This is a genomic window from Paraburkholderia sp. A1BS-2L, from assembly GCF_051125205.1.
In the GTDB taxonomy this organism is placed as follows: Bacteria; Pseudomonadota; Gammaproteobacteria; order Burkholderiales; family Burkholderiaceae; genus Paraburkholderia.
In genome coordinates, this window is record NZ_CP120430.1 from 649,009 (window position 1) to 674,785 (window position 25,777).

Sequence of the window (25,777 nt, forward strand, 5' to 3'; positions counted from 1 at the left end):
CGATCAGAAGTGGTGCGCGATGCCGACGTTGACCAGCACGGTCTTCTCGCCCGGGGCGGTGCCACCGGCGACGATCGACGTCTTGAGGCTTTCGAGTGGATCGGCAGCACCGACCGCACCGGCATCGACGTACGCCACCTGTGCATACACAACGGTGCGCTTCGACAACGCGTAATCGTCGCTCAGCACCAGCGAACGCGTCGTGCTGTTGTGGCTGGCGCGATAGGTGTTGTAGTAAGCGGCCAGTTCAGCCGTATTCGCTGCGCTCCACTGGTAGCTGATGCCCGGACTGATCGAGCTCACGTGCGAGATGTCCGGGCCATAGATGGAGCGGTCGATCACGTCGAAATAGTTGAGCTTGCCGGTTACCGGGCCAAACGATTTGGCCACGCCCACGCTCCACAGACGGCTCACGTTCTCGCCGGTCACGGAATCGGCAACCTGCTGATAAGCAGCGGACGCCGTGAACGGCCCCGTATAGGTCGCACCCAGCGAGATCTCACTGCCCCTGTGCAGGCTGCCCGCCACTCCGCCGAACGACCACGCGGCGCCAAGCCAGACGGGGCCGAGCGTGTTCGCGTACTGCAGCGCATTGCCGATGAAGACGCCAACGTCATTACCGGGGTTGGTGCCCGCGCCCAGCGCGTTGCCGGGTGCCGCGAGCTGGTTATAGGCCCAGGTGTACAGGTTCGACAGGTTCTCCGCGAATGCGCGCGGCTCGGTCGTGATGGCGGCCAGAATCGACGGGCTGTACATCCGGCCCAACGTGAGCGAGCCATATGGCGTGGTCAGCCCGACGTTGGCCTGACGCCGGAAGATTTCCGACTGATAACCGGGTCCCATCATCAAGGCGCCATTATTGCTGGCGAAGTGGGATTCCAGGTCGAAGGTCGCGGCCATGCCGCCGCCCAGATCTTCGTTACCCTTCAAGCCCCAGACGCTCGGATCAATGCCGCCCGTTGCGAGCTGGACCTGCGAACCCTGCCCCGTCGCCGCACGATTCTGATAAAGCAAACCCGCATCGATGGTGCCGTAGAGCGTTACCGAAGATTGCGCCGCTGCGGCGCTCGCCATCGTTGCAAGTGCCACAGCCAGCGTAATGCGTCGATAGTGTCGGATATGCATCATGTCTCCTTGATTTTCTGATTGAATCAAGCCTGATCGGCTTCTCTTCTTTTTAACTGCGAACCGCGCCATCGAATTGGCGCGCGCGAGGGGATTTCAACGATCGAGCCGGTTGTCAATATTTCATTCGCGCTCCATTTATTTCGTATAACTAATCAAGTAAATGCCTGAATCGCCTGATGCCAGAGCCTCGTCATCAGAGGCTCATCGAAGATCCGCTTTCGCCCGCCCGCCGTGCCAATGGGATAGCGCCGCGACGAACCCCAGCCACAACACGCCCGCCCACCTGACCGAAGCAAACCCGACAAACGCGCCGAAAAGCAGCAGCACCCAGCCGGGCAGACTGGCGAGTGCGGCGGCGTATTGGCGTGTACGCCGCGTCTCGTGCCATGCCAGCGTCAGCACGACAGCCGCTGCGCCCAGGGTTGCGGCGAACCAGACCGGGTTGTATCGCGTTGCCGCGAACCAGCTCGCGCCGAATAGCCCCGCGTAGGTGGTCCAGCAGATCGCGCATTTCGGCGCCACGATCTGCAGTGCGAGAACTGTCAACCGCAGAGCGCGCGATACGACCCGGGACGTCGGGAGGCATGCGTCCAACGCCGCTGAACGGCAGGCGCATCGAGCGTCACGGCCAGGCATGGCATGACCTGGCAATATCGTCCATCGCGGCATCTCGCGAGCTGCCCGTGCGCAGCAGGCGTGCCGAGTTGAACGTGACCGACAGCGAGCTCGCGACCATCAACGCCGCTGCCATGGCCGCGGAGACGTGCCCGGTCAGTGCAAGAGGAATCGCCAGCAGGTTGTATGCGGCCGCGGCGACCAGGTTCTGCTTCATGGTGCGCGCGGTATGCCGTGCGAGCAGCAGTGCGTGATCGAGCCGCGCAATTCCGCCCCCCGTCAGCACGATCGCCGCCGAGGCCACCGACGACGCCGTAGCGCCCTCCACCGCCACCCCGAGATCAGCCGCGGCAAGCGCTGGCGCATCGTTGAGACCGTCGCCGACGAACATCACGCAGGCGCCAGCAGCCTGGGCAGCGTGGATGCGGCGCGCCTTCTCTTCGGGCGAGTGGCCGGCAAAGACATCGATTTCCGCAATACGCACCTTGCGGGCGATGTCCCGGGCGACATCGTCGGCGTCGCCGCTCAGCATCGCAACGGTGAGGCCGGACATGCGCAGACGCGTCACGGCATCGCGGACACCGGGTCGTGGCATGTCGGAAAAGGCCAGTGCACCCAGCCACCGATCCCCGCGCGCCACATGCGCCAGCGTGTGCGGCACGGACTTGAACGGCACGGCAACGCTGTTTTCAGCCAGCCATGCGGCCTGCCCCACGCGCAGGCAGACGCCATCCGCGCCCAGCCATTCGACGCCGGAACCCGGCACCGCCCGGCAGGTCCCGATGGCGCGATCGAGCACCTCGAGACGGGCCGCCGACACGAGCGAACGAATCGATTTCGCCAGCGGATGTTCGCTGCCACGCTCGGCCAGCGCTGCCATTTCAATCAGGAAATCGCGATCGATACCTGGCGCAAGGCACAAGTTCACAAGCCTGGGCCGGCCCTCGGTCAGCGTCCCCGTCTTGTCCAGATAGACGTGTGAGATTTGCCCGGCCTTTTCCAGCGCTTCGACGTCGCGAAACAGGATGCCTTCCCGCGCGGCTCGCCCGACACCCGCCGACAACGCCAATGGCACCGCCATGCCCAGCGCGCACGGACAGGTGATCACCAGCACCGCCACCGCACGCTCGAGCGCCGTCGGCCACGCCATCCCGCGGTACAGGCCCAGCATGCAGGCACCCACGGCCAGCATGCTGATCGCCGGCACCAGACGTCGCGTGAACCGTTCGGCGAGTGTCTGCGAGGCGGTCTTGCGCGCCAGCATGCGACGCACTTCGCGCGCGATCCGGTCCACCCGACGCGCCCCCCATGCGCCATGTACCAGCACGATCAGTTCGCCCTCGCCGTTGAGCGTCCCGGCCTCCACCGCGTCGCCGCAGCCGGCTTTCGCGGGCTGCGTTTCGCCGGTCAGCAGCGAGCGATCGAGCAGCGACGTGCCACGCACAACGATGCCGTCGAGTGGAATACGCTCGCCGGGCCGGATCCGGATGGCGTTGCCCGGCGCGACCCGCTTGGCAAGCATCACCGTCTCTGAACCATCCGCGTTGACGACGCAAACGTGCTCTGGCGGCAGATCGAGCAGGACTCGCACGGCATCCGCGGAGCGGGCCCGCACCGATATTTCGATCAGGCGACCCGCGAGCAGGAAGGTCACGATGGTAGCCGCCGAATCAAAATACACGGCCGAGTTACCGCTCGCGAGACGCCACAGCGACAAGGCGAAGGCCCCCAGCGCGCCAAGCGACACCAGCAGGTCCATGCCCGGCGCGCCAGCACGCAGGGTGCGCCAGCCCGCGCGAAAGAACGGCCGCGCGCACCAGCCGATGATCGGCAGACACATCACGCCTGCAAACAACGCGAAGTCATATTGCGCCGCAGGCGACAGTGTGCCGTCGGGAGATAGATAAAGCGTCCATTGCGCGACCATCACCCACATGTCGAAGAACACCGCCACGGCCAGACGCAAGCCCAGATCCCGCCTGATCCTCGCGAAGTGCGCGCGGCGGTCGTGGCCGGCGCCCTCTGCGGCGCAGGCGTAACCGAGCTTATCGGCGGCAGAAAGGATCGAATCGAGTGTGGTCACATGGGGATCCCACTGCAACTGGGCAGACTCCGAGGCGAAACTGACCGTGGCATCGAGCACGCCCGGTTGACGCTTCATTACGCGCTCCAGGGCGTTGGCACAGCTCGTGCACCACATGCCTCGCACGTCGAGTGTGATGCAGTCGAGAGTCGATGCGGCGCTCATGGACATATCGCTATTGCGCCGACTTCAGCTCGGCGTCGCCCTTCCACGGCGTAGCGCGATGGCCCAGGCGATCGCGTTCGGCCTTGACGAGCACAGCGTCGAGCGCAGGCGCATGATTGCCGAAGCGCGAGCGCACGTAGCTGCCGACTGCGGCGATTTCCGCATCCGACAACGTCCCGCCAAACGTCGGCATGGTGCCATTGAAACTCGCCCCCTTGACCGACAGCGCGCCCTCGATGCCGAGCAGCAGGATATCGGCAAGCTTGTGGGCGTCGCCATTTACCCACTCCGATTCGGCCAACGGCGGGAACATGCCCGGCAGACCGCTGCCCGTTGCCTGGTGACACGCGGCGCAGCGGCTCGAGAAGATCTGCGCGCCGTCTGGCCCTGGCGCTGCCGCAGCACCCGGTTGGACCGCCGTGCTGGCCGCGGCACCCTGCTCGGGCCAATACATTTCCAGCCAGAAATAGCTGGCACCCCACACTGTGAGCGACAGGACGGTGATCCACAGCAGCCAGGGCACGGGATGAGTGCGCTCACCGGGCTCCGCATGTTCGCGCAGATCAATCAAGGAGTCGTGTTGGAAACGGCGGTTCATTGCATGGCTCCAGCTTCGGAAGCGGAAATCGGATAGGTGTGGTTCAGCGAAATCAGGTAGGCCGCCAGATCGAGCGCCTCCTGCGTGGCGACGAGCTGGCCGTGCGCCGGCGCATACCGCGGCGGCAGGCTGATCACCTTTTCGCCGGGCGCGGCCTGCGTGACGTGCCGGAACAGAAACGGATACGACGGCATCACGCTGCCCGGCGACACCGCTCGCGGCTGATACAGGTGGACAAGATTCCAGTCGAGGCTGGGCTGGCGCACGCCGATATTGAACAGATCGGGGCCGGTGCGCGCCACGCCAAGCTGATGCGGGTCGTCATAGGCATAGTCGGCCGGCACCGAAGGGCGGCCCCAGCCGCGCAGCGCATCGGGACCGAAACTAGCCGCGCGCGGTTGCTGCGTATGGCAGTAGACGCAGCCCATCGAGATATAAGTGGCGCGGCCCCGCAACTGGGTCATCGTGTAAGGTGCGAGCGCTTGCGGTGCCCCCACGGTCCGCAGTTCCCGGTACGGCAAGGCCACCAGCAGGAGCGTGGCAAGCGCCAGCATGATCAGTGCGCCGATGAAAATGGTCAGCAGGCGGTTCATGCCCGCACCCCCAGCGAGCCCGCTTGCTCGACACCGCTGTGATCTGTCCGGTACACGCTGCGGCCCACTACCATCGCAACGAAATGACCGGCGAAGATCACATGGCCGAGCGTCATCAGCGCGCCGCCAACCGTGCGCGCCAGCAGCCAGGGTTCGAGCAGTGTCACCGATTCGATGAACGGGCGCGAGGCATCGAGCAGCGCGACGCCCTGCAGCACGCCGCCAATCGTCAGCGCTACGAAATAAATCGCGAAGCCGACGCAGACCAGCCAAAAATGCGCCGCGATCAGGCGCGGGTAGGGCCACGCACGTTCGAGCACGCGCGGCATGATGAAATAGATCGAACCGAACATGATCATGGAAAAGAAGCCATAGACCCCAAGGTGCGCATGCGCAACCTTGTATTGCGTGAAATGGACCAGCCGGTTGAAGAACGGTACGGCCTCGAGCGAACCCTGCAGGGAAACCAGCGTGTAGAGCATCGCGCCGAGCACCACGAAACGCAGCGTCGGCGAATGGCGCAGCGCGGCGAAGCGCCCCACCACCGTCATATGCTGGTTCACACCCACGGCCAGCACCGGCACGATCATCATCACGCTCTGCACCACCGACACGCTCACCAGCCAGCCTGGCACCGGCCCGCCAATCAGGTGGTGGATGCCGGCCTGACTGTAGAACATCGCGAGCGCCCAGAAGCCGACCAGCGAGAGGCTATACGAATAGATCGGACGCCCAAGCACCTTGGCGATGAAGTAGTAGGCCGATGCGAGACCGATCGGCGTGAGCCAGAGGCCAAGCACGTTGTGTGCATACCACCAGTTGACGATCGCCTGCTCTACGCCGGAATGAACGTGCGGGACCTTCGCGACCACATAGAGGATCGGGAACCAAAGCAGCGCCGCGCTCGCATACCAGACCGATACGTACAGATGATCGACGGTGCGACGGCGCAGCGTGCACAACAGCGGCACCGCGCAGAGCGCGCCACCTGCCGCAAACAGGATGCCAATCTGCCAGGGGATCTCGAGCCATTGCTGGCCGTCGGTCCAGCCGCACAGGATCGCCGAGACGCCACCTGCCACCGCGCCATTCCAGACCAGCGAGCCGAGCGTGGCGAAGCGCGCGCCGGCCAGTTCGGTGCCGAGCAGGCGCGGCAGCATCCACAGCACGACGCCAAGACCGGCCATCGAGGCCCAGCCATAGGCGACCATGTTCAGATGCGCAGTGCGGATCCGGCCGAACGTGAGCCAGGCGCTCTGCGTGAGGAAGTCGGGTGACGTCAGCTTCTGTGAGGCGATCAGGCCGGCCAGCGAGCCCAGCACGAGCCAGACGATGGAGGACGTCAGGAAGGCGAAGGCGGGCCAGCGGCTCGAACGGTCCTGCTTCAGACGCGCTTCGCAAGCATCGGGCGCGAGGGCGAATTGCGCGGTGCCGGCGTGGGCTGCACCCTCGGCGGCGCGCTCGATGGCCTGCAAGGCCGCGAGCTGCGCCTGCGGTGCGGCGGGGTCTTCGACGAAGCCGACCTCATGCGCAGCGAAGATCACCTCTGCCGCTGCGGGGCCTGCGCGCATGAGCCCCTTGCTCTGGGCCCAGATGAACAGGAACAGGCCGAGCATGGAGATCAGGAATGAAAGCGCCAGAAGTGCGCCGATAGTCAATGTCATGCGGAGAATGCCGGATTCAGGAACGGGAGGTGCCGGGCGAGCCGGCACCGGGCGGACTCAGGTGTGCTGCTCAGGCGCGCTTTGCATAAACGTTGCACCAGCCGTCCGCGGAAACGGCCTTACCCGGGAACATCGGGCACGGCCCTGAGGGCTCGTTCGCCGCGCCAGTGTAGAACCGGCAGTTCGCACACTTCTGGCCCGCCTGATACTTGGGAAAGTGTGCAGCGTCGACTGTGCTGGCCTTGGCGCGATAGCCAAGGCCCTTGGCTGCCGGGTCGTTCTCGTCGACGGGCGGCGCACCCGCCTGTGCGCGTTGCGCCACGGCGAGCGCCGCGCACAGGCCCACGGTGTGGATCATGAAAGTTCTGCGTGCTTGGGAGACCATGATGTAGTGCTCGTTATGAAGATGAATTCGTGAGAGGCCGCACAGGCCTGAATCAGTCCTGCGCCAATGCGAATACGTAGAGCGTGCCGCCGCGCGGAACATCCTTGGCGACGTCGGCCATCGGTCCGCCCCAGATCGGATTGGCACCGCCGTATCCTGCCAGTACTGCTACGTATTCCTTACCGTCAACCTCGAAGACTGATGGCTGCGCGATGATGCCGCTCGCCAACTGCGGGCTGGTCCAAAGGATCTTGCCGGTAGCGGTGTCGAACGCATACAGGTGGCCGTCGAGCGAACCACTGAAAGCCAGACCGCTTGACGTGGTGGCCACGCCGCCATTCCAGGGCATCCTGGTCCAGTGACTCCAGAGCTTCTTGCCGGTATTCACGTCGATTGCCTGCAGTTCACCGTAACCCTCGCTGCCCGGTTCCGGCTTGATCTCGAAGCCTTCGCCGAGATACGGCAGGCCCTCCATGTAGCTTACCGATTTGCCCGACAGGCTCATGCAGGCGTGCAGGGTCGGCACCACGGCGATATGACGGCTCGGGTCATACGACACTGACCACCAGTTCTTGCCGCCCAGAAAACTCGGGCAGGTTTCGATAGTCGTACCGGCCTTCGGATACTTGCTCGCGTCGGCGATCGGTTGACCATCCTTCGTGTAGCCGGTGACGGATTCCGTCTTGACGAAGGCCTTGGCATAGATCAGCTTGCCGGTCGTGCGATCGATCGCGTGGAAGAAGCCATTGCGGTCGGCGTGCACGATCGCGTCGTAGTGTTTGCCCTGATAGGTGATCTTCGCGAGGATCGGCGTGTTGACGCCGTCGTAGTCCCACGTGTCGTTACGCGTGAACTGGTAGTGCCACTTGATCGAACCATTCGACGGGTTGAGCGCGAGCAGCGAATCGGAGTACAGATTGTCGCCGGGACGCAGTGCGGCCAGCCACGGGCCGGGGTTGCCCACGCCCCAGTACAGCGTGTTCGAGGAGACGTCGTAGGTGCCGGTCAGCCAGGCCGCGCCGCCACCATGATCCTGCATGCCTTCGGGCCAGGTTTCGCTGCCCTTCTCTCCCTTGCCCGGAATCGTATTGCGCTTCCATTGGATCGAACCATCCTCGGGGTTCAGCGCCGCGATATAGCCGCGAATGCCGTACTCGCCCCCCGATGTGCCGACCACGATCGAGCCATTCAGCGCGAGCGGCGCGAGCGAAAACGCGTAACCGAGACCAGGCTCGAACATCTGCTTCTTCCAGACCAGATTGCCGGTCTGCGCGTCGATCGCGGCCACTTCGCCGCTGAGCATCGCGACATAGACGTTCTTTCCATACAGCGCGACGCCGCGGTTGACCACATCGCAACAGGCCGTCTTGAACGACTCCGGTCCGAGCTTCGGCTCGAACTTCCAAAACTGCTCGCCAGTTTTCGCGTTGAAAGCGTAGACGTTGTCCTTTGGCGTGCTAACAAATAGATAATCGCCGTTGACGATCGGGGTTGCTTCGAAGCCCTGTTTCAGGTCGTCAGGGAATTTGTAGGCCCACGCCTGCTTCAGATTTGCTACGTTCGACGCAGTTATCTGCTTTAGAGGCGAATGCGATTGACCGTCATAGGTGCGGTAATAAGTCAGCCAGCCCGGATCGCCCTGCGCGCTGGACAGCCTGCCGAAGGTGACGGGCGGATAGTCGGCGGCCGCGCGCGCCATGCCGCCACTGAGCATGGCCACTGCGGCAAGCCCTATCCCCCATGATCTCATTCGGAATGCCGACGCTACACGTTCTCTCATCATTGTCTCCATGTGAATTTGCATGACCGCTCGATAAACGCAGGAACACCTCACGCCCGGAAGGGCTGTGGCCTGGTACCGCAGCTACAAAGCAAACCACATGCCAACATGTCGATATCCTTGCTGGACAAGGGTTTGGGACATTTTTGTCAGCACCTCGCGCATGCAACAGTCAACACGAAATTTGTTGCGTTTCGCCACAACCGGGCAACGGACATGTCACCAGCCAGGACAGCGAACGATACGGACCGAACACGGCCTGCAGGGTTCGTCAGACAGGCATCGACAACGATTTTTATAGAGGAATGCTGAGTGATTGGCGGCGCCGCCGGGAACCTGTTCGCGCAGCGCGGCTTATGGCAGGATGCGTATCGTTCAGTTGCGTGGTGAACATGAGGGCGAAACGCGAAACGGGCTCGTCATTCGGGTACGGCACCCAGCACGGTGTTTCGGAGATCACCTTGTCCTGTACGGCCTGGTAGTAGTCGCCGGCGTTGAAATCCTGCAGGTCGAAGGACTCGATAGCTTCGCTCTTCCACAGGCGCAGCGTGTTGCACGTATCGACGCGAAAGCCGGGTTGTCGGCTCGAACTTCCTGAGGGTTAGAGAGCAGCAGATTTCGACCGTGTATCACGCTTCCATGAGCGGACTGGCAGCCATGCGCGTCCATCTTCTGTGGGCTGAGCAGCACGAGTTTCGCGAGCAACAGCGGGATCGCCACGTTCAGGCTGCTCCACCGCCCCCCGCACACACGGCGGGCGGTGCTCATCCAACTGGTCAGAACCTCGTCTGGATCCCGACCCGCCCCACAAACTGATAATTGCTGCTGGACGGGCCGAACGTGCCGTCGATGGCCGCGGTCGCCCCGGCGTTGGCGATCTGATACGACGTCTCGGCATAGACCGTCGTGCGCTTCGACAAACTGTACTGAGCCACGGCATTGATTTGATGCGCGTGATTGTTGTCGACGCCCGCGTTGCCCCACATGTACATGTAGTTCGCCCCCAGCCCGAATGCCGGTGTTACGCGATACGTGCCGCCCGCCTCGACCATGTTGACGGCCGCACCATTTTGTGTGTTGCGCGTATTGGTATAGAGCAGAGTCAACAGCGCGCCGCCGATCGAGTAGCGCGCGCCCGCCCCCCAGTTGCGGATACTCCCGCCTTCGAGCACCGCGTACTTGACATTCGTATAGGCGGCCCCCACGGCGAGCGCCCCCCTCGCATAGCTCACGCCGTAACTCGACGCGCTGTTCTGACTGAAATTGCCGGCAGTCCCGCCGAACGCGTACATACCGCCGAACTTGAGTCCGCTAAAGTTCGCCGACGTGTATTTCACCGAATTCGACAACGCTTCGGCGCCGTTCATATGATCGAAGTTATAGGCTTCGTTTGGCGGCGAATCCGGCAGATTCAGGCCGGAGAACGGACCGTCACGGAAGTTGTACAGGCCGCCCACGTATAGCGCCGAATCCGCACCGACGTCTGCGAGCAAGGTATCGACCATGAAGTCCTGCTGGCGACCCATTGTCAGGCTGCCGTAACGGTCGCTCGCGAGGCCAGTCCATGCTTCGCGGGCAAAGAGACCGCCGCTCGTCATCGAGCTGTTGCTGGGCGAGGCGATGATCGAGCCGTTGCCGAGCGAGAACTGGTTGACGAGACGGAACTTTGCCTTGAGGCCGCCGCCCAGATCCTCTGTCCCCTCCATTCCGAAGATGTTCGGCACCGCAATGCCATCCGCCATCTGCCCGTTCGATTTACCACCCTGATTGCTGATATACGACACGCCGGCGTCCAGCAAGCCGAAGATCGTGACGCTGCTTTGCGCGTGGGCGACCGGTGCTGCAAGGCCAATCAGCGCAGCGAGCGCGCATTTCCCGTACTTCCTCCCCATCGACAATCTCCAATTTTCATCAATGATTCGTCATGCTTAGTACCAGCCCGGCATCGTCGCACAGTTGATACGAACAAATGTGCCAGGATCTCCCCGAATGAGGGAAGTCAGCCCGCTGCCGCCAGTTGGTCAGCGAGCGCGGTGTAACGCCCCTGCCAGTAGACGAGAGGACAAGGCGTGGACTCGTCGCGATTCACCGCGCGCACGCGGCCGATGATAAGCAGGTGCCCGTGGCGTACGATCAACTCCTCCACCTCGCAATCCATAGCGACCACGCTATTCGCCAGCAGCGGTGCGCCGTCCGGTATCGCGTGCACCCATTGGTCGTCGCCGTAGCGCGCCTCGCCCTGTTCGCCGCAAAATCCGGCGAAGCGCTCAGCGATCGCACGCTGCTCGGTGCGCAGCAGGTTCACGCCGAAGCGTCGCGTACGTTCGAGCAGTGCGGCCGAAGAACTGGTCGCTTTCAGCGAGGCCACCACCATGGGCGGCTGAGCCGAAAACGACGATACGGAAGTGGCGGTAAAGCCGCTGCGCACTTCTGCGTCCGCGACGGTCACCACGCAGACCGCGCCCGCGAAACCGCGCATCGCCTGCACGAAGCAGCGGCTTAGCGCGCCGATGTCATCGATGGCTTCAGGCTGCATGGCTACGCTCCCGCGGGCTGCGCAGCCCATGTGCCTCGAGGATCGGCAACACCGTATCGCGGAAGTACGGGAACTCCTTCACATAATCCACGAACGACAGCGTCGTGCCCTTGAAACCGGCTTCGGCGAGCGAGATCAACCCCGCCGCCACCTGCTGGGGCGTGCCCACGAGCGGGAAGCCACCGTGCCCTGCGGCCATCCGGTCGCGAATCAGCGCGAGCAGATCATGCGGGAACGATTGTGCATTCGCGAACTGCAGTGCAACCAGGTTATCGACCGCCCCCCAGTCCGCGTTGTCCTGCGCAAAATAGTGGAGATACTGGCGCGCTTCCTCCTCGGTCGGGCGGCAGACTACGTGCGAGAACGTCAGCACGTTGACGTCCTTACCCGCAGTGACGGCTTTCTGCGTTAGCTCGGCGATCTCCGTGCGCGAACGATCCAGATCGATCGCCGGCGTAAACAGGAAATTCGCGTTGCCGATCGCGAAATCGCGCCCTTCGCCTGAACCGGCCGCGTTCAGGATCGGCGGGCGTTCGCCGTTCCACGGGCGCGGCAGCCCATAGACGTTCTTCAGCTGGAAATTTTCGCCGTTCCAGTTGAAGGGGCCGTCGTGCGTCCAGATTTTCTGCACGACGTCGAACCACTCCTGCGCATACGCATAGCGCTTGTCGTGGCCTGTCGCGAGCGGCAGGCCGAGCGCTTCGTACTCGGGGCGGTTCCAGCCCGCGACGATGTTCAGGCCGGCGCGTCCGCTGCCAATCTGGTCGAGCGTCGCGATCTGCTTGGCAACCACGACCGGATGGTTCGCCGCCGTGTGAATCGTCGCGAATACGGTGAGATGGCGCGTTTTCGCGAGCAGGCCCGCGGCCCACGTCATGGTCTCCAGCACCGAGCCGTGGAAGTCCGTCTCCCCGCCGTAGCCAATCCAGCGCGCGATGGGCAGCATGAAGTCGATACCGGCCTCGTCCAGCATGAGCGCGAGCTTTTCGTTGTTCTCCCACGAGTTGGCCCAGCGCTCCCCGATCTTCGTCACCGACATCCCGCCCGAGCAGTTCGTCGCAAACGTCCCCAGAATGAAATCCTTCGTGTTCAGAATTCGTCTCATGTCAGTCCTGGCGCAGTAAAATTTGTTTACATGACGGGCTGCCTCGCGGCGCCCCACTCTCTCAACCCAGTCGACGGCATAGGCCGCAACCGCGCGATTCCGCAATGACCGAACATTCACGCAGAACCACAAAAAAGACCGACGCTGCCGAACATCGATGGCACCTCGCGATGGACGACTTCGGCGTCGAGATCACCGACCTCGAATACGCCGTGATGCGTCTGAACCAGTCGTTCTCGCGCTGGCAGTCCGAGTGCATGGCCGCGGTCACCGGCACCACGTTGAGCGGCCTGGAGAACGCACTGGTGCACGTCATCCATATGCACGAACGGCCAAAGACCATTCGCGATCTGCTGCATATGACCAACCGGCAGGACGTAGCTAATATGCAGTACGAACTACGCAAGCTGATCAAGGCCGGACTCGTCGAAAAATCCGGAACGGCGCGCACTGGCGTGTACTACGTGAGCACTGCAGAAGGTGCACGCGTGTGCGAAGAGTACGCACGGTTGCGTGAGGCGGTGCTCCTCAAGATGGCCAAGGCGGCCGCGGGCATCCAGTCCGCTGCCGAGCAGGCTACCGCCTGCCTCGAACAGATGGAACGTGTCTACGAATCCGCCACGCGTGAAGTCGCCACCTTCCATCGGAGACGCTAATGCCATCGCATCCCGGCCGAAATCACGAGGCGCACCGGACCCTCCGGTGTCCAGGCCGCTTTACATAGAATTTCACATCGAATTTCTATTTGATTGAATCGTAGTTCAGCCTTTTTTTGGCTGCAACCGATTTCATCTCAGGGAAAACACCGGCTGCCACCCAGTCGCCTCGACGCTGGCTTCCGGCGCCACCGCTCGGGACATCGCTGAAGCCGAACAAGCGCTTTCGGGATCGCGAAGAACTGGGCCCACTGCTGAATGACTTGGCGAGGCATTGGCCTGGCGACGAACTCGGGCCGATGTAGAAGACGCACTGCTGCGCTCCGGCGGTTGCGCGTCCATAACTCTGCCTATACGGACAGGCTCCCGGGCATGACTTTTTAATATTCCCTGCGTATTCTTCTTTTCCCGGCTGAGGTAGTCGTCAAAAATGGATACCAGAATGGTCATACAAAGGCTTTCGATCCACGCCGCCAAGGGCAAGCTGCAGGTCATTCCGATATGGCAATCGCTGGCGAAAAGCGGCGCCAAAGTTCGGCGCTAGAGTGTGAGCGTCGATCGCAAGACCGGCGTCGAGTCAATGACAATCGATATTTCCGTTGCCGGGCCCCAGTGCACCGAAAATGTCATCGCGATGCTCGCCAGTTCTGCGCTGGAGATGACGGTTACCCCGCTTCCTCTCGCGTGTGCCCACACCACGGAGCTGGACGCGGGCAGCGGCAGGTCCATGCCCGAACACCCGCTCAGGACCGGAGCGAACTCTAGTCGAAGGCAACACTGACCGTATCGCCCTCCCGTGCAGGACTGACCGATAGAAAGCGGCAAAAAAATTATCAGAAGCACAAAGGAGACAGCAATGTTGAGCCCTCACGAATTTGCGACGCTCATGCTGGTCAAAGCGTCGCCCGACCAGATCGGCCTGGACCGCGAAGAACTCGACACGCTGCTTGAGCAGCAGGTTGTCGCACTCGAGAAACTCGCGTCTGGCGTGCACCGCCCGCGTGTGACGCATGATGGTGAAACCCTGCTCCACGCCATGACGTGAAAACGTTAATGGGCGAGTGCCGGCCGGGCCGGTTGAGCGAGCGATCGTGTGCCCGGACTCGGTCAAGGAAATCTCTTATCCCGCGGCTGACCGCGTGCGCCCATTGTTTGACTATTTAATGGCGCGCGCGTACGCATGGCGGCAAACAGTTGAACGCCGCCGCACCTGGACAAGCGACGCCCAACTCCAACCAGTCAGCCAAAAAGCACGTGCTTGCTTGTTGACCGTCTGGCCGGTCGGCAAGCAACCAGCGCTTCGAGCTTGCGCAACTGCTCTTCGCGGCGCGCTTTCAACCGCGCCACGTCCGCAAGCAAAATAGCTTGCGCTTCATCCAGCCATGGGTCCATTCCCTCTTGAGCGCTGCGCTCCATTTCAGCCAGACGGTTCGTGCGGACCCTGATTTCCGCGTCGATGTTCAGGACGGTCGCCAGCATGTCACCAGCCAGTTCGTTCATTCGTCTGCTCCAATCATCACTGGTGAAATTCATTAAGCTTTGCTCTCGCGGTGTCAATCGGAATAGGCGACGCTAGCGAGGTGATCTGATCGTAAATGGTGGACGGCAACGCGGCAATCCGGGCCGTCCCGCATGTCGCTGAAACTGTCGTTGTGCACGATGGGATGGGCGATGCAATCAATAAATGCGGCCCGCCAGATTTGCGAAAAGAGTTTCATCTGAGAAAAGAAAATGTTACTTGTCAGTTCGAGGAAATTTGGCTCTCAAAAATAAGATTTAGATATCCAAATTATTGACTTTGCAGGTCACTGAATTTTGGCGACAACGACCGACATGAGTCCGTTCTCATCGATGGCGACTGTCGAGGTGATGGTGCGGCTTCAGGCGCGGGAATTGCGATTGGGTTCGTGTTCCATCCGGCGGCGCTGCCGGGGTAACGAATGCGGGAGAATGCGGGACGGAAGGTTCGTACCCGCCTGTTAATGAAGGTCACCAGACAATTTTCAGCCATGAGAAGCCGCGCGACGATCGTGTGCCGAAATGATGGCAGGGTACTGCTCGTGACGCGCGGGCGCTCTCGCTGGTCACTCCCCGGCGGGACGGTAAAGCGGCACGAGGGCCCACTGCATGCGGCGAAGCGGGAGCTGCTGGAAGAAACATTGATTGTCGGAGAATTGCTACGGTATGAATTCGAGTTTGTGGGCTTCAGCAAACGGCATCACGTATTCGTTCTCGATGTGCCAGTCGATACGACGCCACAGCCCGCCCACGAAATTGTGCATTGTCGCTGGGTTCGCCCGACCATGGTCGGCGCGCTGGCGGTGAGCGTGCCGACGCGCGAAATCGTGGCTCTTCTCATGGAGCACGCTGCCGCAAACGCTCGCGCACGGCTGCTATGACCGCCCGCGCAGCGGCGGCAGGCCCGCTTCGCGCACTATCTGAAAACTGCGTTCAAGCACCCATGTCGCGTCATTGCACTGTCGCCATCGGGCCGTCGTTCGTAGGGGAGGCACCATGGAGCGCGAGCTGAAGTTGCGGGTATCCAATGAGGACCTTGTGGCGTTGCGTCGTCACCCGCCAGGTAAGCAGCACGAGGGAGCGGCCAGGCGCCCCCGGTTGTTGACGACTACCTATTTCGATACGCCTTCGCTTGAATTTCATAGCTGCAAGGCTTCTTTGCGCGTGCGGACCGACGGCAACGACAGGTTCCAGACATTGAAGCGGGAAGGGTCGGCGCGGGCGGGCCTTTTCGACAGGGACGAGTTCGAAACACCCGTCGAGAGCAACGTCCCCGATCTCAAGTTGCTTCGGGATCGCATCCCTGACGATAGTGACTGCGGCAGGCTGGTTCGCGACGACGCGACTGTCGCACAGCTAAACCCCGTGTTTGTCACCCGGATCAGGCGCTCAGTCTATCCGCTGCGCTTGTCGTCTGGCGACGAACTTGAGGTGGCGCTCGACGAGGGAACCATCGAAGCGCAGTCGGCTTCTGAGCCGATCGCAGCGGTGGAACTTGAGCTGAAGCGGGGTAAGCCAGAGAGCCTGTACCAGGTCGCACTGGAACTGCTCGAATCTGTGCCCTTGCGTATCGACCATTTCAGCAAGGCTGACATCGGCTACGGCCTGCTCCTCACTGAGCACTGCGCGGCCGTGAAGGCGCAGCCGGTGCAGCTGAACAAGCGAGACTCTGTCGAAGACGCCTTCTGCACCATCGCGCGCAATTGTCTGGATCAGGTCGCCGCCAACGAGCGCGGTGTCGTCTCCGGCCATGGGCCGTCGAGCGTTCATCAGATGCGCGTGGGGCTTCGCCGTTTGCGCTCGGCGCTTGGTCTGTTTGGAAAAGTCATTCCCGCGCCTCCCGGACTTGACGATGAATTGCGCTGGATTGCCGCTGAACTCGGCGCTGCGCGGGACTGGGAGGTACTCGCGGGGTCGACGCTCGAACATGCCGGCGCAAACACGACTCCGGACGAGATTCTGCCCGTGCGCGAGGCATGCGCGCAGATCGCCGCCAGCAACCGGCAACGGGCGGCCGCTGCAGTCGAGTCGGTTCGCTACACGCGACTCGCGCTTCAACTCGCATTGTGGTTGCAGCGAGGAAGCTGGAGAGTTGAAATGTCCGACGAACAGCGCGAAGCAATCAGCCGTCCAGCAAGACAATTCGCCGCGAATGTCCTGCGCCGTCGTCACAGTAAACTGATTCGCCGCGGCAAAGGTCTGGCCGGCCTCGACGCTCACCATCGCCACCGCGCCCGCATCGCGGCAAAGAAAGTTCGGTATGCCACCGAGTTCTTCGCGTCACTGTGCGCGAGGCGGTCCGTCCAACATTATGTTGAAGCGCTAACCGCGCTCCAGGATGATCTGGGTTGGCGAAACGACGCCGTCGTTGCCGATCGGCTTCTGAAGGCACTCCCTCAAACGTCACCTGAAACGGCGCCGGGCGCCTCCTTCGCACGGGGCTTTCTCGCCTCGCGCGTCGCAGCCGATCATCGGACAATGAAAAAGCTGTGGAAGCGTTTCAGACACTGTTCTCCTCCGCATTGAGCCGGCGACGCGCCAGATTACGATACTGTCAGGACCTTGCCAAAGCAGCGTGCCTAGCTCATGACAATATATTCGGGCGCGGCACGGGACTTGCGCGTTCCCGGCAACATCGCATCCCGCGCGTTGCAGGAAACTTTCGTGGCCGACAATCAAAAGCTTGAACCAGAAGCCGCCGTAACGGATCGAACGGAACGATCCTGGCTGTCCCGCCTCGGACCCGGACTCGTAACGGGCGGTGCCGACGACGACCCGAGCGGAATCGGGACCTACTCGCAGGCCGGCGCGAAATTTGGTCTCTCATTGCTATGGACGCTGCTGCTGACGTATCCGCTGATGGTCGCCATTCAGATGATCAGCGCGCGAATCGGACGGGTGACCGGCAGAGGGCTTGCTTCCAACATGCGCGCCTTCGGTCCACGCTGGATCGTGATCGTTCTCGTGCTGCTTCTAGCAATTGCCAATACGATCAACATCGCCGCGGACCTGGCAGCCATGGGTGCGGCCATCCATTTGCTGGTGCACGGCCCGGAGCAACTGTACACAGTGGCGCTGGGCGCATTTTCCGCGATAGTCCAGATCTGCCTGCCCTATGAAAGCTACGCCCGCTTTCTGAAATGGCTGACCATCGTGCTCTTTACGTACGTCGCGGTTGCGTTCGTTGTGCCTGTCGACTGGGCGCAAGTCGCGCTTTCCGTGGTTCACCCGCGTGCGCAGCTGTCTGGCAAATATCTCACCACCATTGTCGCCGTACTCGGGACCACGATCAGCCCTTACCTTTTTTTCTGGCAAGCTTCACAGGAAGTCGAGGAGCTCCGATCGAAGCCGGGCGAACATTCGCTGCGCTGGGTCTCTTCGTTCCGTGCATACCGGCAGCTCGACAGGATTACGGCAGACACATGGATCGGTATGGGTGTTTCAAATGGCGTGGGCTTTTTCATCATGTTGACCGCGGCAGCCACGCTGCATGTTCACCACGTCTCTATTCAGACTTCCGCAGACGCGGCGAAAGCCCTTACGCCCATCGCCGGTCGTTTCGCTGCGTTCGTATTTGCCGCGGGCATCGTGGGAACCGGGCTGCTCGCGCTGCCCGTGCTTGCCGGTTCCGCGGCCTACGGCGCGGCGGGCGCGTTCAGGTGGCGCGGCAGCCTGTCCCTGCATCTCACGCTGGCACGCGAGTTCTATTCCGTCATTGTCCTGGCCATCCTGGGCGGCGTAGCGATTACGTTCTTGCACCTCGACCCGGTAAAGGCGCTTTACTGGAGCGCCGTCATCAATGGTCTTGCCGCCGTACCCGTTATGATCGTCGTCATGCTGATGGGGACCAGTCGTCGCATGATGGGCAAATTTGCCATTTCAGGGCTCCTGAAAGTTGGAGGCTGGACAGCGACTGCGTTCATGGCCCTGGCAGCGATCGGTATGTTCGTTCCCGCATAGCGTTAGAGAAACGGCAATATCGTATGCGCGGTCAACGCTGCTCCCGCAGCAACGACCGCCAACCAACTCAATGCGCGCACGAACCAATGAAATTTCAACGTGCCGACGGCTTCTGGGTGACGGCTCAAAAGGACGAGCAGAATGAGCACCGGCGTCACTGTCATGCCATTGGTCAACGCACTCCAGTAACAGGCCTTCACCGCATCCACGCCGAGTGCCCCAAAGAGCAGGGCGGTGGCGGCGCTCATTGCCATGAGGACGAGCAGCACGACGGCGATGCGGCGGTCGCGTCGTTTGCCCCGGGCCAAGCCGAACGAACTCGCCGCTGCGTGCGCCGCCGAACCGGCCAGCGGTGGTAGCGCGAGAAGCGCCGTGCCCAGGAGCGCAAGACCGAGGACCTGCGCGGCAAATCCATGCGCAAGAGGAAGAATCGCTTTCGCTGCGTCGCTAACCGAATTGACCTGCATGTGCTGCGCGTGCAACGTTGCTGCCGAAGCGCACAGAATGAGTGCGCCTGCCCCATTCGACAGCAGTGTGCGAATCAGCGTTTCATGGCGCTTTCCTTGTAACTGGCGCGGCTCTTCACGCGATTGCGCACGATCGACGTTGGCTTGCGAAGCATCGTCTCCCCGTTCCTCGACTTCCTCTTCGGCCTGCGAGAACAGCAGATAGGGACTGACGGTTGTACCGAGTACGGCTACCAGCATTCCCAGAAAGCCTTCCGATAATGTCACGTCCGGCACCAACGCGTGCCATCCCGCCACCCGCCACTGCACGTCGGCCACAAGCAGCGTGCCTGCATAGCAGAACAAGGCGATACAAAGCCACTTTACGACGCCTGCGTAGCGCGCGTACGGCACCCACCATTGGAGCGCAAGTGATGCGCCGGCGAATGCGAGCGTAAGAAGTGCCACCGGGCCGCGAAAAATCTGCTGCGCGCCTTCGCCCATCGCCAGCATGTCTGCGGCCATGTTCAGCGTATTCGCCAAAAGAAAGCGCCCAACCGCGAGCAGAAATAGCCAACGTGAATAGTGCTCACGCATGTTTTCCGTGAGGCCTTTGCCAGTCACCGCTGCAACGCGCGTCGCGATCAATTGAAGCGCAACCATCGACGGGTACGAGAGCACGCATATCCACAGCAGGTCGAATCCATATTGCGCACCGGCGAGGGAGTAAGTCAGAATGCCGCTCGGGTCATTGTCGGTTCCGGTGGTGGCGAGCCCCGGACGCATGTCGACCGCCCATGCATGTGCCGGGCGGTCTCCGTGTTTCAACGAGTGGCCTCTCGGCCAACGGACTCCGCGGGTTTTCATGAGGCAATTGCATCGTTCGCCCCGCTTCAGAGACGCCATTAACGCCGTAAAGCGCCAAACAGCAGACTCACAACGAAGAGGACGACGAAGATAAAGAACAGGATTTTGGCGATGCTCGCTGCTCCGACAGCGATGCCGCCAAACCCGAAGAAGGCGGCGATCACGGCGATGATGAAAAACACGAGGGCGTAATAAAGCATTGTCAACTCCTGAATGGCGCGGGCTGCGGCGCAACTGGCCGAGGAAACCTTCCGCCACGTCGCACGGACCCACGCTCCACATGGTCACGCCTCGTGTTACGCAACGGCCGTGCCTCGAAGCGCGCATTGCGTCAATACGACAAAGTCAGCGCGACAAAGTCAGCGCGACAGAATCATCGCGCAGGTTGCCGACCAGTTAGACGCCATCGTTCGACGAGTTCGACGGCAGTGGAGATTCATCGCGTAGACGAGTGTTTTAGCGAGAAGAACGCGCCTGTCGCGCAAGGCAGACAGGCGCGCTGCCCCTCGCCTCAGGCGTGCTATTAGCGGTCGCGGTCTTCGTGCTCACGATCGCCTCGCGGGTCATACTCATGGGGATGACGGTGCATCCATTCGTCATGCTCCCAATAGCGGTGGCCGTCCCAATAGCGGTCGCCGTGCCACCCAAGCGTGATCGCCACGCCAGGCGCCGGGGCGGGAGCCGGCTCTTCGTACCGCGGCTGTGGTTGCGGCGTGACATAGACTTGCGCGAAGGCCGCGTCTGCCGTGACGAGTGCCATGCCTGCCAGAAGTGCCATCAAAATCGTGTGCGTTGCATTCATCATAGGTTTCATCATGTACCCTCCTCAAACACCCCATGTTGCGCACCGCCCGTACCCACGATGAATGACAAACGCCGTAGCGGGCACGACGAGTAGTGCCCGTGATGCCCCTCTCCGGGACCGTCAAAACACACAGCCGTCGTCTCACGCTGAGCGCCACACCCCAACGAGACGTTATGGCAGTCGCTTCACCGACCGCCGCTGGCGCCGAAAAAAATTCCACAGCATCGCCGTTGCGTCGGGACCTTTGCCAGAATGAAACGCTTCGCGTGGGTCGCCGCCGCTCCACGCATGGCCCAGACCCCGAACGATGCAGACTCTAACGACGAGCCGCCCCGCCCCCAGATAATCGGTGTACTCGACCGCATCGCGGCTGTATGTCCGTCGCTCGCCGACGCGCATGGCGCCTTGTGCATCGATCAGCCGGTTGAGCCGCGCGAATTCGACGGCGAGCTGCGCGGCGTTGCGCTTCGAGACAACCGCATCAAGCTCCCCATGGACAATAATGGCCGGCATGCCCGGATGGTGGGCCAGATCCACAGCCGCCTCCAAGAGACGCAGGGGATCTTCGCGGCTGCCGTCACGCATGACGCGCATGGCGGTCATGGCGGAATTCGCGGCGCCAAACACCGGGCCTGAATGCAGGCCAACGGCGGCAAAGCGCTCTGGATAATGAACTGCGAGCAACGCCGCGAGGCCCGCTCCTGCCGAAATCCCCGCGAGATAGATGCGTTCGCGGTCGAAGCCGTGCGCCTCAACAATCTCTTCGACGAGCGACGCAACGGCAGGCGCCTCGGAATGCGCCAGACTCTCGTGCCAGTGCCAGCAACGGTGTGCGTGCGCGGTCTTTGCCTGCTCGGGAATGAGCACGGCGAATCCGGCGCGCTCTGCGACCCTGCAAATGCGTGTGCCGGCAGCAAACGACTCCGCGGTTTGCTTGCAGCCATGCAACATGACCACGAGGGGTATGTCCGCCCAGGATGTCACTGCGGCTGGCAGATATAACGCGTACGTCAGGTGATTGACGAGCCGACCGGGCAACGCGGGCGCGGAGTGAAACGAGCGCACCCACCGCCCCGGCGTGCGCGCCACAAGTGGGCGGCCAGGATGGCGTTCGTTGGTACGCTTCGGCGCGGGCGTACGGGTGGGTCTGGCCGTCGTCGGCTTGCGCGCGAGCGTTTTCCTCTTCTGTCGTGCGCCCGTTGGGCTGAAAAGCAGCTCGAGGCATCTGAGCCAGACTCCGGTCTTTTTCCTTGGCATGAGCAAGCGCAGTAAGCCATTCAATTCGGCGTTAAGGTTGGTATTCTCGGCCTGCTGGATTTCCGCCACGTGACCAAAGCCGCCCGGCGCAATCCGGCGCATGCGCAGGGCGCATTTGCTGTGCCGGCTCGTCTATCGCGCTCTTACTCCTTTGCCTTCCCCAACTGTCGCCACATCGCCGCCGTAATACGCTGGCGCGCCTTTGCGTAGTCGCGCCATGGGTCCTCACGCAGGCTATCGAGCCGTTCACGCACATTCGCTACGTTCCATTGGTCGCCGCTCGTCACGGCCTGCAGCTCGTCCCAGGCCACGGGCACCGAAACGCCGAGGCCAGGCCGCGCGCGCGGCGCAAACGCGGCGGCAGTCGTCGCGCCGCGCCCATTGCGCAAATAATCGACGAACACGCGCCCTCTGCGGTTTTGCGCGCCCATCTTCGCGCTAAAGCGCTCAGGAAGCGTCGCGGCGATATGGTCCGCCACAGCCCGCGCGAAGTCTTTCGCTTCGTCCCAGCCCGCATGGCGCGCCAGCGGCACGACCACGTGCAGCCCTTTGCCGCCGCTCGTCTTGCACCACGCACGCAGACCGAGCGCGTCCAGCAAATCGCGCGTGAGCCGCGCCGCTTCGAGCATGCGCGTCCACGGCAGCGAGGGATCGGGGTCGAGGTCGAAGACGATGCGATCGGGCTTTTCGATGTTCGTCACGAGCGCGTTCCACGTGTGCAGCTCGATGGTATCCATCTGCGCGGCCCCCACGAGCGCCTCAGTCGAGTCGAGCGTCAAGAGCGGAGCGTGACCGGGATCCAGATCGGCATGCTGGGTGGCCTGCGCAATCTGCAAGGCGTTCGCGTGCTTCTGAAAGAACAGCTCCCCGCCCACGCCCTTGGGTGCGCGTGCGAGCGCGACGGGACGCCGTGCGAGATGTGGCAGCAGCCAGGGCGAAATCGCCTCGAAGTACTGAACCAGATCGAGCTTTGTGAGGCCGCTTTTCGAATCGATCACGCGATCGGGATGGCTCACGCGAACGCCTGCCACTTCGGTATCGCCCACCTTTGCACGGCGCCGGGCATGCGGGGCTGGCCCGCTGGCTTTGGACGTGCTCTCAGCCTTCGCCGTCCGGCCGTTGTTCGGGTTCTGTGTTCTGACCTTGTGTTTGCTTGCGCTCTCGCTCTGGTTGCGTCGCACGGGCGGCGGCTGCGATTCGCGCACGATGCTCTGCGCGGGCTTGTCCTCGCGCAGGCCGACGAACGACGCCTGACGCACGACGCCAGCGCTCGTCCACGTCTTGAAACGCACTTCGGCCACGAGTTCGGGCTCTACCCAGTGCACGCAAGCGCGGCGATCGGCGGCAGGCACGGCGGCGAAAGGCGAGGTCTTGCGCTCGCGCGCGGCCAGCTCGCCCGCCATTGCCTTGAGCCGGCTGGCGTCGAAACCCGTGCCGACCTTGCCCGAGTACTGCAATGTGCCCTTGTCGTCATACACGCCGATCAACAGTGCACCAAAGCCGTCGCGGCTGCCCTGAGGCTCCGTATAACCGCCGATAACGAATTCCTGGCGTCGTGAGCAGCGCAGCTTGAGCCACGCCGCGCTGCGCCTGGAGGTGTATTGGCTATCGCGCCGCTTGGCGACGAGGCCTTCGAGATTCGCTTCGCAAGCGGCTTCGAGCAACGCCTGGGGCGCACCTTCGAATGCTTCGGAAAAACGCAAGGCCTCCTGGGGCTTGCGGGCCAGCAAGGCGGCGAGTTTCGCCCGGCGCGCCTCCAGCGGCACGGCACGCAGATCCATCCCATCGAGCCAAGGCAAGTCGAATAGCCAGAACGCAATGGTGTCGGCCCTGCCCGCATCGAAAGCGTTCTGCAACGCCTGAAAGTCGGGCACGCCCGCATCGTCCAGCACCACGGCCTCGCCGTCAATCCAAGCCGAGTCAATATCGAGCGCGCGCAGCGCTTCGACCTGGCGCGGGAATTTCGCGGTCCAGTCATTGCCGGTGCGCGTCAGGATGCGCACATCGCCCTCGCCGCGCGCCTTACGATCGATTCGCGCGAGCACGCGGTATCCGTCGAACTTTAGTTCGTATAACCAATCATTGCCCTCCGGCGGCGCGTCGGCTGGCGTCGCCAGTTCCGGGGCGAGCGTGGCGGGCAGCTCGGCGCGCACGGCGCCTTGCATCTCCGCTGGAGCTTCGCCGCGTACGCTCTTTCGCGAGCTCGCGCGGCGCGGCCTGGCAGCGCTCGCGACGCGGGCTTCGGCTTGCGTGCCGGCTACCTCGCTATCCGCTGAGCGCTGTTTCGACCCACCGGTTCCCGCGCGCTCGCGCGACGGCTCCGCAGCCGGCTCGTCGTCGACCACATGGAAATCGTCTTCGCTCACGGCCTCATCGTCACGCTGCTTGATGAGCAACCACGTTTCCTGCTTGCCGTCGTGCATCGCGCTGCGCACGAGCGTAAAGCCACCGTGCAGCTTTTCGCCGTCGAGCGTGAACTTGAGCTTGCCCTGCGCATAGCCATCGCGCGCGGCGCGCATGCCGCCCTCGGGCCGCCATACGCCGTGATCCCAGATCGCCACCTCGCCCGCGCCATAGCTACCCTCGGGAATGCGTCCCTCGAACTTGCCGTACTCCATGGGATGATCCTCGACGTGCACGGCAAGCCGCTTCACGCCAGGGTCGAGGCTCGGCCCCTTTGGCACCGCCCATGACTTGAGCGTGCCGTCCAACTCAAGGCGAAAGTCGTAATGCAACCGCCGCGCATCGTGCCGCTGGATCACGAACGATCCTTCGCTCTCGTTCGCGCGTCCACGCCCTCGTGCCGCACGGCCACGCGGCTCCGGCGTCACTTCGAAGCGACGTTTCGATTCATAGGCATCAAGCTTTCGTTTCATACCACTCCCCTTTTTTGATGCGTGTTCGCGCGGCGGCCTCGAGCCGCATGCCACTCGAGTTCCGGTGCGCTTGTGCGGCGCGTTCGCCGCCCGGGCTACTTGTGCGTTGACACTTGTGCGTTGACGCTACGCTCACGCAAGTGCAATGCCCGTCGTGCCCGTCGTGCCCGGGCGTCGCGCGGGCTCCAAGCGGGCGCGCCCGCGCTAGGCCACCCGGGTGTGCCCATACCATACGGACCTCCTCCAACGCTCGATCAGGAACGGTCGTTGCGCCAAGACCGCGCGCATTCAGCGCAAACAAATGGAGAATCATCATGAACAAAGAGCATGTGAAAGGCGAAGCTGAAAAGCTCAAAGGCAAAGCGAATGAAGTCACTGGAAAAGTCACTGGCGACAAGTCCCGGGAACTCAAAGGCGACCTCCAGCAGGGAGCCGGTGAGGTACAGAAGAAGGCAGGCGACATGAAGGACGCCGCAAGAGATGCAGCAAGGGATGCCTCCAGCGACGATCAAGACAAGGACCGCTAGCCAGCAACGGTTGCAACGAGGCGCGCGGGTACCGCAAAGGTGCTCGCACGCACCGACATGGCCTTTCCGCGCTTCGGCGGTGATGCTTCAGTCGAGCGGCGTCCCGTCCGCCTCAGCCACGAATTGCATCAGCAGATTCGCGCCATCGAACTGCAGCGGCTCGCCTTGGTATCGCAACTTCGTTTCGGGATCCTGTTCTTGCAGCGGAGTCTG

At 62.6% G+C, this 25,777-nt stretch carries 23 protein-coding genes and 1 pseudogene; 6 read left to right on the forward strand and 18 right to left on the reverse strand.

Going from position 1 to position 25,777, the window contains the following annotated elements; translation table 11 throughout:
• Window positions 1-3: 3 nt before the first annotated feature.
• The 12 genes and pseudogenes from P5W98_RS27485 to P5W98_RS27540 all read right to left on the reverse strand — a co-directional run bounded on the left by P5W98_RS27485 (window position 4) and on the right by P5W98_RS27540 (window position 12,652).
• Entirely contained in the window at window positions 4-1,128 is a 1,125-nt protein-coding gene (locus P5W98_RS27485; RefSeq protein ID WP_421027876.1) for a porin, read from the reverse strand.
• 201 nt (window positions 1,129-1,329) lie between these two features.
• Window positions 1,330-1,674: a hypothetical protein gene (locus P5W98_RS27490; protein WP_421027877.1), complete on the reverse strand. Its 345-nt coding sequence runs from the start codon at window positions 1,672-1,674 to the stop codon at window positions 1,330-1,332.
• A 76-nt stretch (window positions 1,675-1,750) separates the two neighbouring features.
• Window positions 1,751-3,997 (reverse strand): heavy metal translocating P-type ATPase, encoded by a 2,247-nt coding sequence (locus tag P5W98_RS27495; protein ID WP_421027878.1) that lies wholly within the window; start codon window positions 3,995-3,997, stop codon window positions 1,751-1,753.
• 4 nt (window positions 3,998-4,001) lie between these two features.
• Entirely contained in the window at window positions 4,002-4,589 is a 588-nt protein-coding gene (locus P5W98_RS27500; RefSeq protein WP_421027879.1) for a c-type cytochrome, read from the reverse strand.
• Entirely contained in the window at window positions 4,586-5,182 is a 597-nt protein-coding gene (locus P5W98_RS27505) for a cbb3-type cytochrome c oxidase subunit II (protein WP_421027880.1), read from the reverse strand. The genes P5W98_RS27500 and P5W98_RS27505 overlap by 4 nt, the downstream gene beginning before the upstream one ends.
• Window positions 5,179-6,846 (reverse strand): cbb3-type cytochrome c oxidase subunit I, encoded by a 1,668-nt coding sequence (locus P5W98_RS27510; RefSeq protein ID WP_421027881.1) that lies wholly within the window; start codon window positions 6,844-6,846, stop codon window positions 5,179-5,181. The genes P5W98_RS27505 and P5W98_RS27510 overlap by 4 nt, the downstream gene beginning before the upstream one ends.
• A gap of 70 nt (window positions 6,847-6,916) precedes the next feature.
• Window positions 6,917-7,231, reverse strand: coding sequence for a high-potential iron-sulfur protein (locus tag P5W98_RS27515; RefSeq protein WP_421027882.1), 315 nt, complete (start codon window positions 7,229-7,231; stop codon window positions 6,917-6,919).
• Between the two features lie 52 nt (window positions 7,232-7,283).
• Window positions 7,284-9,011 carry a methanol/ethanol family PQQ-dependent dehydrogenase gene (locus P5W98_RS27520; protein WP_421027883.1) on the reverse strand — a complete coding sequence of 576 codons (1,728 nt, stop codon included), beginning with the start codon at window positions 9,009-9,011 and terminating at the stop codon, window positions 7,284-7,286.
• A 346-nt stretch (window positions 9,012-9,357) separates the two neighbouring features.
• A pseudogene (locus P5W98_RS27525) lies at window positions 9,358-9,585 on the reverse strand (glycogen/starch/alpha-glucan phosphorylase); the annotation flags it as partial.
• A gap of 202 nt (window positions 9,586-9,787) precedes the next feature.
• A complete protein-coding gene (locus P5W98_RS27530; protein WP_421027884.1) occupies window positions 9,788-10,903 on the reverse strand; it encodes a porin in 1,116 nt (371 codons plus the stop codon).
• A gap of 107 nt (window positions 10,904-11,010) precedes the next feature.
• On the reverse strand, window positions 11,011-11,547 hold the full coding sequence (locus P5W98_RS27535; RefSeq protein WP_421027885.1) for a flavin reductase family protein: 537 nt from the start codon (window positions 11,545-11,547) through the stop codon (window positions 11,011-11,013).
• Window positions 11,537-12,652: an LLM class flavin-dependent oxidoreductase gene (locus P5W98_RS27540; RefSeq protein ID WP_421027886.1), complete on the reverse strand. Its 1,116-nt coding sequence runs from the start codon at window positions 12,650-12,652 to the stop codon at window positions 11,537-11,539. Before P5W98_RS27540 ends, P5W98_RS27535 begins: the two co-directional genes overlap by 11 nt.
• Window positions 12,653-12,822: 170 nt before the next feature.
• Between P5W98_RS27540 and P5W98_RS27545 the strand changes: the two genes are divergently transcribed.
• Together P5W98_RS27545 and P5W98_RS27550 are read left to right on the forward strand one after the other, a co-directional pair.
• Complete coding sequence (locus tag P5W98_RS27545; protein WP_421027887.1) at window positions 12,823-13,308, forward strand: winged helix DNA-binding protein; 486 nt, start codon at window positions 12,823-12,825, stop codon at window positions 13,306-13,308.
• An 856-nt stretch (window positions 13,309-14,164) separates the two neighbouring features.
• Window positions 14,165-14,353, forward strand: a complete 189-nt coding sequence (locus P5W98_RS27550) for a hypothetical protein (RefSeq protein ID WP_421027888.1) — start codon at window positions 14,165-14,167, stop codon at window positions 14,351-14,353.
• 194 nt (window positions 14,354-14,547) lie between these two features.
• On the opposite strand, the gene P5W98_RS27555 is transcribed toward P5W98_RS27550, so the two are convergent.
• On the reverse strand, window positions 14,548-14,808 hold the full coding sequence (locus P5W98_RS27555) for a hypothetical protein (RefSeq protein ID WP_421027889.1): 261 nt from the start codon (window positions 14,806-14,808) through the stop codon (window positions 14,548-14,550).
• Between the two features lie 482 nt (window positions 14,809-15,290).
• On the opposite strand from P5W98_RS27555, the gene P5W98_RS27560 reads away from it, so the two are divergent.
• From P5W98_RS27560 to P5W98_RS27570, 3 genes are all read left to right on the forward strand, one after another.
• Window positions 15,291-15,707: an NUDIX hydrolase gene (locus P5W98_RS27560; protein WP_434718537.1), complete on the forward strand. Its 417-nt coding sequence runs from the start codon at window positions 15,291-15,293 to the stop codon at window positions 15,705-15,707.
• Window positions 15,708-15,822: 115 nt separating this feature from the next.
• Window positions 15,823-17,352 carry a CHAD domain-containing protein gene (locus P5W98_RS27565; protein WP_421027891.1) on the forward strand — a complete coding sequence of 510 codons (1,530 nt, stop codon included), beginning with the start codon at window positions 15,823-15,825 and terminating at the stop codon, window positions 17,350-17,352.
• Between the two features lie 138 nt (window positions 17,353-17,490).
• The gene (locus P5W98_RS27570; RefSeq protein WP_421027892.1) at window positions 17,491-18,786 is read left to right on the forward strand and encodes an NRAMP family divalent metal transporter; all 1,296 of its coding nucleotides are present in this window, start codon (window positions 17,491-17,493) and stop codon (window positions 18,784-18,786) included.
• Window positions 18,787-18,788: 2 nt separating this feature from the next.
• On the opposite strand, the gene P5W98_RS27575 is transcribed toward P5W98_RS27570, so the two are convergent.
• The 5 genes from P5W98_RS27575 to ligD all read right to left on the reverse strand — a co-directional run bounded on the left by P5W98_RS27575 (window position 18,789) and on the right by ligD (window position 25,037).
• Window positions 18,789-20,060, reverse strand: a complete 1,272-nt coding sequence (locus tag P5W98_RS27575; protein ID WP_421027893.1) for an NRAMP family divalent metal transporter — start codon at window positions 20,058-20,060, stop codon at window positions 18,789-18,791.
• A gap of 77 nt (window positions 20,061-20,137) precedes the next feature.
• Window positions 20,138-20,299, reverse strand: a complete 162-nt coding sequence (locus P5W98_RS27580; RefSeq protein ID WP_421027894.1) for a DUF1328 domain-containing protein — start codon at window positions 20,297-20,299, stop codon at window positions 20,138-20,140.
• A gap of 323 nt (window positions 20,300-20,622) precedes the next feature.
• The gene (locus tag P5W98_RS27585; protein ID WP_421028045.1) at window positions 20,623-20,913 is read right to left on the reverse strand and encodes a hypothetical protein; all 291 of its coding nucleotides are present in this window, start codon (window positions 20,911-20,913) and stop codon (window positions 20,623-20,625) included.
• Between the two features lie 162 nt (window positions 20,914-21,075).
• Window positions 21,076-22,161, reverse strand: coding sequence for an extracellular catalytic domain type 1 short-chain-length polyhydroxyalkanoate depolymerase (locus P5W98_RS27590; protein ID WP_421028046.1), 1,086 nt, complete (start codon window positions 22,159-22,161; stop codon window positions 21,076-21,078).
• 143 nt (window positions 22,162-22,304) lie between these two features.
• The gene (gene ligD / locus P5W98_RS27595; RefSeq protein ID WP_421027895.1) at window positions 22,305-25,037 is read right to left on the reverse strand and encodes a DNA ligase D; all 2,733 of its coding nucleotides are present in this window, start codon (window positions 25,035-25,037) and stop codon (window positions 22,305-22,307) included.
• Window positions 25,038-25,351: 314 nt separating this feature from the next.
• Here ligD and P5W98_RS27600 point away from each other — a divergent pair, with 314 nt between their 5' ends.
• Entirely contained in the window at window positions 25,352-25,564 is a 213-nt protein-coding gene (locus tag P5W98_RS27600; RefSeq protein ID WP_421027896.1) for a CsbD family protein, read from the forward strand.
• The last annotated feature ends 213 nt before the right edge of the window (window positions 25,565-25,777 follow it).